Below are 7,342 nucleotides of genomic sequence, written 5' to 3' on the forward strand. Positions count from 1 at the left end.
AGTGGTGACGCCATAGTGTCCGTCCGGACGGTCCGGTTCGGGATCGTCAGGGAGGTTCGAGCTGGTGACTGTGACGACCAAGGGTTCGACCCCGGGGACCCCCGACAACCCCTGGGGCGACACGAAGACCAACGCGCCTTCGAACGGCGTCAATCTGGGTCCCACACAGCGACCCAGACCCGTGTTCCCGGAGCCGGTGCCCCCGGCGGTGCACGGCCCGGCGCGCGTGGTCGCGATGGTCAACCAGAAAGGTGGCGTCGGCAAGACCACGACCACCATCAACCTGGGGGCCGCCCTCGTCGAATGCGGCCTCAAGGTGCTGCTCGTCGACTTCGACCCGCAGGGGGCGCTGTCCGTCGGCCTGGGCATCAACCCGCTCCAGCTCGACCTGACCGTCTACAACCTGCTGATGGAGCGCAACGTCACCGCCGAGGACGTGCTGCTCGAGACCGGCGTCGAGGGGCTCGACCTGCTGCCGAGCAACATCGACCTGTCGGCCGCGGAAGTGCAGCTCGTCACCGAGGTCGCCCGCGAGCAGGTGCTCGGGCGCGTGATCAAGCCGCTGCTGCCGCACTACGACGTGTGCCTCATCGACTGCCAGCCGTCGCTGGGCCTGCTCACCATCAACGCGCTGACCTGCGCGCACGGCGTGATGGTGCCGCTGGAGTGCGAGTTCTTCGCCCTGCGCGGCGTGGCGCTGCTCATGGACACCATCTCCAAGGTGCAGGAGCGGCTCAACGAGGAGCTCGAGATCGAGGGGCTGCTCGCCACCATGTACGACGCCCGCACGCTGCACGGCCGTGAGGTGCTGGCCCGGGTGGTGGAGGCGTTCGGCGACAAGGTGTTCCACACCGTGATCAACCGTACGGTCCGCTTCCCCGACGCCACGGTGGCCGGCGAGCCGATCACCACGTTCGACCCGTCGTCCCTGGGCGCCAACGCCTATCGTGAGCTGGCCCGCGAGGTGCTGTCGCGCTGGCCGGCGCCTGCGACAATGGCCAGGTGACCGCAGAGCAGACCGCACCTCAGGGCTTCCAGGTTCACCTGGACGTCTTCGAGGGTCCGTTCGACCTGCTGCTCGGCCTCATCGCCAAGCACAAGCTCGACATCACCGAGGTCTCGCTCTCCAAGGTCACCGACGAGTTCATCGCGTACATCCGGTCTCGGGGCCCCGAGTGGGATCTCGACCAGACGAGCCACTTCCTGCTGGTGGCGGCGACCCTGCTGGACCTGAAGGCGGCCCGGCTGCTGCCGTCCGGTGAGGTGGAGGACGAGGAGGACCTGGCGCTGCTGGAGGCCAGGGACCTGCTGTTCGCCCGGTTGCTGCAGTACAAGGCGTACAAAGAGGTGGCGAAGGTCTTCGCCGGGCGGATGGCGGAGGAGGCGCTGCGCTTCCCGCGTACCGTGCGGATGGAGGAGCAGTTCGCCAGCCTGCTGCCCGAGCTCATCCTCGGGATCGGGCCCGAGCAGCTCGCCCGGATCGCGGCCAAGGCCTTCATCCCGAAGCTGCCGCCCACGGTGAGCGTGGGGCACATCTACCAGCCGCTGGCCAGCGTCAAGGAGCAGGCGGCGATCCTGGTCATGCACCTGCGCCGGCTCCGGCGGGCCACCTTCCGCGCGCTGGTCTCCGACTGCGAGGGGACCTTCGAGGTCATCGCGCGGTTCCTGGCCGTGCTGGAGCTGTTCCGGGAGTCGGCGGTGACGTTCGAGCAGGTCGAGCCGCTGGGGGATCTGCACGTGACCTGGACGGGGACCGACGACGGGGATGTCGCGGTGGGGGACGACTACGAGGAATCGGCGGAGAAACCATCTGATGACTGACGACAACCCGCTGCCCAACCCCCGCAGGTCACCGGATTCGCAGCCGCCGCTGCCCGCCTGGATGACCCTCCCGGGCTCCCTCGTCCAGCCGGGCGCCCCTCACGTGGAGGACGCACCGGCCGATGGCGGGCCCGGTGAGGTGCCGTCGGGGGAGGACATGGCGGCGTCCGGGTGGGGAGAGACCGGCGGGACAGACGCGGCTGAGGATGCTGCGGGCGAGGGCGCCGCGGCGGACGATCCTGCGGACGACGCGCCCGGCTCGGGACCTTCGGGCGCCGGCCCGGCGGGGCGTGATGCGGCAGAGGCTGTTGCGGCGGCAGCCGGAGCGGCGGACCTGTCGGCGGACGACGTGCTGGGCCTGGATCTTGTGGAGGGTGAGCCGGCGGACGACGTGCTGGGCCCGGATCTTGTGGAGGGTGAGCCGGCGGACGACGTGCTGGGCCCGGATCCTGTGCAGGCTGAGTCGGCGGACGACGTGCTCGGGTCGGGTTCTTCGGGCGGCGGGTCGGCGGGGCGTGGTGCGGCGGAGCTCGGCGCAACGCGTGCGGCGGTCGGCGTAGCTGACGTTGAGGACACGGAGGACGGGGCTCAGGGGCACGGTGAGGGGGCGGTGGGGGAGGGGCCGACGCTGGGGGCGGCGTTGGAGGCTATCCTGCTGGTGGTCGACGAGCCCGTGGCCGAGGTGACCCTGGCTCAGGTGCTGGAGCGGCCCACCCATGAGGTGGGTGCGGCTCTGCGTGGCCTGGCGGCGGAATATACCGCTGCCGGGCGGGGTTTTGACTTGCGAGAAGTTGCGGGCGGCTGGCGGTTCTACACGCGTGCCGACTGTGCGCAACTGGTCGAGCGGTTCGTACGCGACGGCCAGCAGACGCGGCTGACCCAGGCCGCGCTGGAAACACTCGCGGTCGTGGCTTACCGGCAACCGGTGAGCCGTGCCCGCGTCGCCGCCGTGCGCGGCGTCAACAGCGACGGCGTCATGCGGACGCTCGTCGCCAGGGGGCTGGTCGAGGAGGCCGGCACCGACCCGGAGAGCCAGGCAGTGCTCTACCGGACAAGCTCATACTTCCTTGAACGTCTGGGACTGCGGGATCTGAGCGAGCTCCCCGAGCTCGCGCCCTTCCTCCCCGACGACCTGGAAAATCTCGAGGAGACAACAAAGTGATCAACAGGCGCAGCACCCCGTCCGGTGATGGACGCGGTCGTGGGCGTACCGGCGGCTCCGGCCGCAGCGGGCGTCCCGCCTTCCGTTCCGACGACACGCGCGGCGGTTTCCGTCGCGACGATTCCCGTGGCGGCCCTCGCCGTGACGACGACCCTCGTGGCGGTTTCCGCCGTGACGACGACTCCCGTGGTGGCCCCCGCCGGGATGACGACTTCCGTGGTGGGGCCGGCCGAAGGGACTCCGGGCCTCGCCGTGACGGCGATTTCCGCGGTGGGCCCCGCCGTGACAACGACTCCCGTGAGCGCACCTCACGTGACTCCCTGCGCGCCGACCGGGGCGGATCCCGGGCTCGGTTCGGCAGGCGGGACGGCGACAACGACAGCCGCGGCGGCAGCGGTGGCAGCGGTGGCAGCAGCACCGGCGGCCGCTATCCGCGCGAGGAGCGGTTCTCGCGTGGTGAGCGTGGTAGTTCCTGGGGCAGTGACCGGAGCAGTGACCGGAGCAGTGACCGGAACAGTGACCGAGGCAGCGACCGGGGCCGCGGTTTCGACCGTGGGCCCGACCGTGGTTCCGGCCGTGGTTCCGACCGTGGCGGTGAGCGGTCCAGGGGTGAGCGTGAGGGCTCCCGTTTCGGTCGTGGTGACCGTGAGGGCACCTACGGCCGCGAGGGCCGGGACAGCGGCCGCTACGGTCGTGAGGACCGGTACGGCCGTGGTGAGCGGGCCCGTGGGGACGAGCGGGGCGGCTACCGTCCCGAGTCCCGCGATGATCGCGGCGGCTACCGTTCCGAGCCCCGTGATGATCGCGGCGGGTTCCGGGGTGAGGCGCGCGGTGAGCGTGGTGGGTTCCGGGGCGAGGCGCGCGGTGAGCGTGGTGGGTTCCGGGCCGGGCGGAGCGGGCGCCGGGAGGATGCCGCTCCCGGGAGCGCGGGCTCGACCAGGTCCCGGTACGGCAGGCGGGACGGCGACGATCGCGGTGCCCGGCAGGGCGGCGGCGACCGGCGCGCACCTCGTACGCCGCGCCGCGACGACGTGCAGACCGTCGGCGGCGGCAGGCGCGAGAGCTACGGGAGCCCGCAGCACGACCGGGTGAAGGCCGCCAGGCAGCCCCTGCGCGACCGTAACTTCTACCCCGAGGGCTACACCGACGAGCGCGACACCACCGAGGTCCCCGGCGGCGTACGCCTGCAGAAGGTCCTCGCCCAGGCGGGCGTGGCCAGCCGCAGGGCCTGCGAGGAGATGATCGGCGACGGCCGCGTCACCGTCAACGGGCAAGTCGTGCGCAGGTTCGGCGCCAAGGTCGACCCGGCCGCCCAGGTCATCCACGTGGACGGCAAGCGCATCCCGACCGCGCCCGACCTGGTCTACTACGCCCTGAACAAGCCCATCGGCGTGGTCTCCACGATGGACGACCCGCAGGGGCGGCCGTGCCTGGCCGACTACGTCGAGGAGCTGGCGCCGAGGCTGTTCCACGTGGGCCGGCTCGACACCGAGACCGAGGGCCTGCTGCTGCTCACCAACGACGGTGAGCTGGCCAACAGGCTGACGCACCCGAGCTACGGCGTGCAGAAGAAATACTGGGCCAAGGTGCCGGGGCCGATCCCGCGCGACCTGGGGCGCCGCCTCAAGCAGGGCATCGAGCTGGAGGACGGCATCGCCAGGGCCGACAGCTTCGCCATCGTGCACGAGCACGGCCAGCAGGCGCTGGTCGAGGTGGTGCTGCACGAGGGCCGCAAGCACGTCGTCAGGCGGATGCTGGAGGAGGCCGGTCACCGGGTGATCGACCTGGCCAGGATCGAGTTCGGGCCGGTGAAGCTGGGCCGTACCAAGCCGGGCACCGTCAGGGCGCTGAGCTTGAAGGAAGTCGGCGAGCTGTACGCGGCCGTGAAGCTGTAATCTGGCCGGACGCAGGAGCCCGTGCGGAACCTCCGCACGGGCTCTCCCGGTTATAAGAGGGGAACGAACCACATGGTGCGGGCGATCCGTGGGGCGATCCAGGTGGACGCCAACGACCGCGACTCGGTCATCTCGGGCACGACCGAGCTGGTCAGCGCGATCATGGAGCGCAACAGCCTGACCCCCGACGACGTGATCAGCGTGCTGTTCACCGCCACGCCCGACCTGACGGCCGAGTTCCCGGCCCTCGCCGCGCGCAAGCTGGGCTTCCACGAGGTGCCGCTGATCTGCTGCACCGAGATCGACGTGCCGGGGGCGCTGCCCCGCGTCGTACGCCTCATGGCCCATGTGGAGACCGACCGGCCGCGTTCCGAGATCCAGCACGTCTATTTGCGGGGCGCGGTGGCGCTGCGCCAGGACATCGCCCAATAAGCGAGCCCGACCAGGTAAGCCTAGTAAGTAAGCGACCGGCAAGTCGGCCGTGCAACACTCCAGCATCCGTATCGCCCGATAAATCAGGACATCGAGATGGAACTTCGCACCGTGCTCGTCGTCGGCACCGGTCTCATCGGCACTTCCGCTGCTCTGGCGCTGCGCAAGCGGGGCGTGCGCGTGCTGCTCGCCGACCGCGACCAAGGAGCCGTACGGCTGGCACGGGAGCTCGGCGCGGGCGAGGAGTGGGCCCCAGCCATAAATCCCGCCGTAAATCCCGCCACGGACTCCGATGTCAGCCCCGCCGCGCAGTCGGCAGAGCGGGTGGACCTCGCGATCATCGCGGTGCCCCCCGCCCACGTGGCCACCGAGCTGCTGGAGCTGCAGCGGATGGACGCGGCCCGCTTCTACACCGACGTCGCCAGCGTGAAGGCGGAGCCCATCCACCGGGCCGCGCAGCTCGGCTGCGACCTGTCCGCCTACGTGGCCTCCCACCCGCTGGCCGGGCGCGAGAAGTCCGGGCCGGGGGCCGCCAGGGAGGACCTGTTCCTCGGGCGGCCGTGGGCGCTGTGCCCCACCGAGGAGTCCGACCCCGAGGCGAAGGCGGCCGTGCTGCGGCTGATCGAGCTGTGCGGGGCCAACGCGGTCGAGGTGAGCGCGGTCGACCACGACCGCGCGGTCGCCGTGGTCTCCCACGCGCCGCACGTGGCCGCCTCCGCCGTGGCCGCCCGCCTGGCCGACGCCACCGACGTGGCGCTCGGGCTGGCCGGACAGGGCGTACGCGACGTCACGCGGATCGCGGGCAGCGACCCGAGCCTGTGGCTGGGCATCCTGTCCGGCAATGCCTCCCCGGTGGCCGAGGTGCTGGAGGCCGTGGCCAACGACCTGGCCGACGCCGCGAGCGCGCTGCGTTCGCTGGCGGAGGGCGACGGCACCGCCACCGGCGAGCTCACCCAGCTCCTCAAGCGCGGCGTGGCCGGCCACGACCGCATCCCCGGCAAGCACGGCGGCCCCGCCTCCGACTACGCCGCCGTCCAGGTGGTCATCGGCGACCGCCCCGGTCAGCTCGCCCGGCTGTTCCAGGTCTGCGACGAGGTCGGGGTCAACGTCGAGGACGTACGCCTGGAGCACGCCCCCGGCCTGCCCCTCGGCATCGCCGAGCTGTCGGTCCAGCCCGACGCCGCCACGATGCTCACCGAGGCCCTGCGCGAGCGGGGCTGGCAGGTTCCCTGAAAAATACTCGGGGCCTGATGTCACATCCGCGCCTCCTCGATCCGTCTGCAGGTCGAATCGAGGAGGTACGGAAGATGACTGACATCCTGGTACTCGGCGGAGGCTACACGGGCGTCATGGCGGCCATCCGGGTCGCCCGCAGGACCCGCCGCACCGGCGGCAAGGTGACGCTGGTCAACGCGTCGCCGAGGTTCACCGAGCGGCTGCGCCTGCACCAGACGGCGGCGGGGCAGCGGCTGGCCGACCACCCGCTGGACGAGGTGGTGGCCGGCACCGGCATCGAGTTCGTCCAGGGCCGGGTGGGCGCGGTCGATCCCGAGCGGCGCGAGGTGCGGCTCGACGACGGGCGGACGCTCGGCTACGACAAGCTGATCTACGCCCTCGGCACCGTCACGGACGTCTCCGTCCCCGGTGTCGCCGAACACGCCTACTCCTACGACGACCACGCGGCCGCCGTACGGCTCTCGAAGCATCTCGACACCCTGACCCGGGGCACGGTGATCGTGGCCGGCGGCGGGCTGACCGGCATCGAGTCGGCGACCGAGCTGGCCGAGACCCGCCCGCACCTGCGCGTCATCCTGCTGACCAGGGGACGGCCGGGCTCGATGATGGGCCGGGGCGCCCGCGCGTACCTGGACGCGGTGCTGGAGCGGCTCGGCGTGGAGGTCCGCACCGGCGTGGACATCGGCAAGGTCCTGCCGGACGGCGTCCGGCTGCCCCCCCGCCCGCGGCGCCACCCCCCCCCCCACCCCCGGGACGACAGCGATATAAAAACACACCAAACACAAAAAAAGAAAAA

Annotated in this window: 7 protein-coding genes; all 7 read left to right on the forward strand. The window is 71.4% G+C overall.

The genetic code is table 11. The annotated features are described in order from the left end of the window. The first annotated feature begins 64 nt into the window (after positions 1-64). On the forward strand, positions 65-1,006 hold the full coding sequence (locus AB0J69_RS19415) for a ParA family protein (protein WP_364118636.1): 942 nt from the start codon (positions 65-67) through the stop codon (positions 1,004-1,006). Beyond that, a complete protein-coding gene (locus tag AB0J69_RS19420) occupies positions 1,003-1,821 on the forward strand; it encodes a segregation/condensation protein A (protein WP_364118638.1) in 819 nt (272 codons plus the stop codon). The genes AB0J69_RS19415 and AB0J69_RS19420 overlap by 4 nt, the downstream gene beginning before the upstream one ends. Positions 1,822-2,431: 610 nt before the next feature. Next, the gene (gene scpB / locus AB0J69_RS19425; protein WP_364118670.1) at positions 2,432-2,983 is read left to right on the forward strand and encodes an SMC-Scp complex subunit ScpB; all 552 of its coding nucleotides are present in this window, start codon (positions 2,432-2,434) and stop codon (positions 2,981-2,983) included. A 1,031-nt stretch (positions 2,984-4,014) separates the two neighbouring features. Further along, entirely contained in the window at positions 4,015-4,878 is an 864-nt protein-coding gene (locus tag AB0J69_RS19430; RefSeq protein ID WP_364118640.1) for a pseudouridine synthase, read from the forward strand. 72 nt (positions 4,879-4,950) lie between these two features. Further along, a complete protein-coding gene (gene aroH / locus AB0J69_RS19435) occupies positions 4,951-5,310 on the forward strand; it encodes a chorismate mutase (RefSeq protein ID WP_364118642.1) in 360 nt (119 codons plus the stop codon). Positions 5,311-5,406: 96 nt separating this feature from the next. Next, positions 5,407-6,543, forward strand: a complete 1,137-nt coding sequence (locus AB0J69_RS19440) for a prephenate dehydrogenase (protein WP_364118644.1) — start codon at positions 5,407-5,409, stop codon at positions 6,541-6,543. Positions 6,544-6,617: 74 nt separating this feature from the next. Continuing rightward, positions 6,618-7,342 (forward strand): FAD-dependent oxidoreductase (locus tag AB0J69_RS19445; RefSeq protein ID WP_364118646.1); only part of this gene is annotated, 725 nt, incomplete at its 3' end.

It is taken from the genome of Nonomuraea sp. NPDC049709 (assembly GCF_040674815.1).
In the GTDB taxonomy this organism is placed as follows: domain Bacteria; phylum Actinomycetota; class Actinomycetes; order Streptosporangiales; family Streptosporangiaceae; genus Nonomuraea.

Coding starts and splice junctions, on each gene's coding strand:
- aroH (WP_364118642.1), top strand. CDS start 4,951: ATGGTGCGGGCGATCCGTGGGGCGATCCAGGTGGACGCCAACGACCGC.
- AB0J69_RS19440 (WP_364118644.1), top strand. CDS start 5,407: ATGGAACTTCGCACCGTGCTCGTCGTCGGCACCGGTCTCATCGGCACT.